The organism is Phaeobacter sp. 11ANDIMAR09, from assembly GCF_001294455.1.
Lineage (GTDB): Bacteria > Pseudomonadota > Alphaproteobacteria > Rhodobacterales > Rhodobacteraceae > Pseudophaeobacter.
This window is the reverse complement of record NZ_LIKT01000090.1, coordinates 1-1,030: the sequence shown is the minus strand read 5'-3', so window position 1 is coordinate 1,030 and position 1,030 is coordinate 1. Positions and strand designations below refer to the sequence as shown.

Below are 1,030 nucleotides of genomic sequence, written 5' to 3'. Positions count from 1 at the left end.
TTGCCGTTCATTCTCAAGCGTTCAATGTCCATTGTCAGTGCTTAAGCCGTCATCAAGTCGAATGCCCGCGCTCCGCCCTTGGCGGCCAACCACCCGCTGTGATCTACTGGCAGCGAAACGAAACAACTTAACCCGATCATCGGGTGCAAAAAGTAGCTTAGGTTCTGGACCTATTAATTTGGTTGCTGTCATCCGGCCTGCGTGATTCATACCCGTGAGTTTCAGGGGTATAACATGAGCAATCTATTCTGGTTGACTGACGAGCAGATGGCGCGGCTTCAGCCTTACTTTCCAAAGAGCCATGGAAAGCCGAGGGTTGATGATCGACGCGTTCTCAGTGGAATTATCTTCATAAATCGCAATGGGTTACGTTGGTCCGATGCGCCGCGCGAATATGGGCCGCCAAAGACACTTTACAATCGCTGGAAACGATGGAGCGATATGGGTGTGTTCGCTCGGATCATGAACGGGCTGGCTGCGCGGGGAACCGATCATAGGACCATCATGATTGACGCAACATACCTCAAAGCGCACCGCACGGCTTCCAGCCTGCGGTTGAAAAAGGGGGGCGTGGCAGGCTGATAGGGCGCACTAAGGGTGGTATGAATACGAAACTGCACGCTGTTACTGACAGTCTGGGACGCCCCATCCGCTTCTTCATATCCGCTGGGCAGGTGAGCGATTACACGGGCGCCAGGGCTCTGGTGAACAGTCTGCCATCGGCTAACTGGCTGCTGGGAGATCGAGGCTATGACGCCGACTGGTTCCGCGAAGCCCTTAATGACAAGGGAATAAAGCCCTGTATCCCAGCACGAAAGTCACGCAACAAGCCCGTCCGATACGACAAGCGCCGCTACAAACGACGCAACCGCATTGAGATCATGTTCGGACGTCTGAAGGATTGGCGACGTGTCGCCACCAGATATGACAGATGCCCAAAGGTATTCCTCTCGGCCATCGCTCTCGCTGCTACAGTCCTATTCTGGCTGTAAATCAATGAGTCTGGAGCCTAGTTTACGCCAAAACCTGT

1 protein-coding gene is annotated in these 1,030 nt (G+C 53.9%); it reads left to right on the top strand.

The genetic code is table 11. The annotated features are described in order from the left end of the window. The first annotated feature begins 234 nt into the window (after positions 1 to 234). A protein-coding gene (locus tag AN476_RS22740; RefSeq protein WP_157063865.1) for an IS5 family transposase occupies positions 235 to 992 on the top strand; the annotation gives its coding sequence in 2 pieces (ribosomal slippage) (positions 235 to 556 and positions 556 to 992; 759 coding nt in all). Positions 993 to 1,030 lie beyond the last annotated feature (38 nt).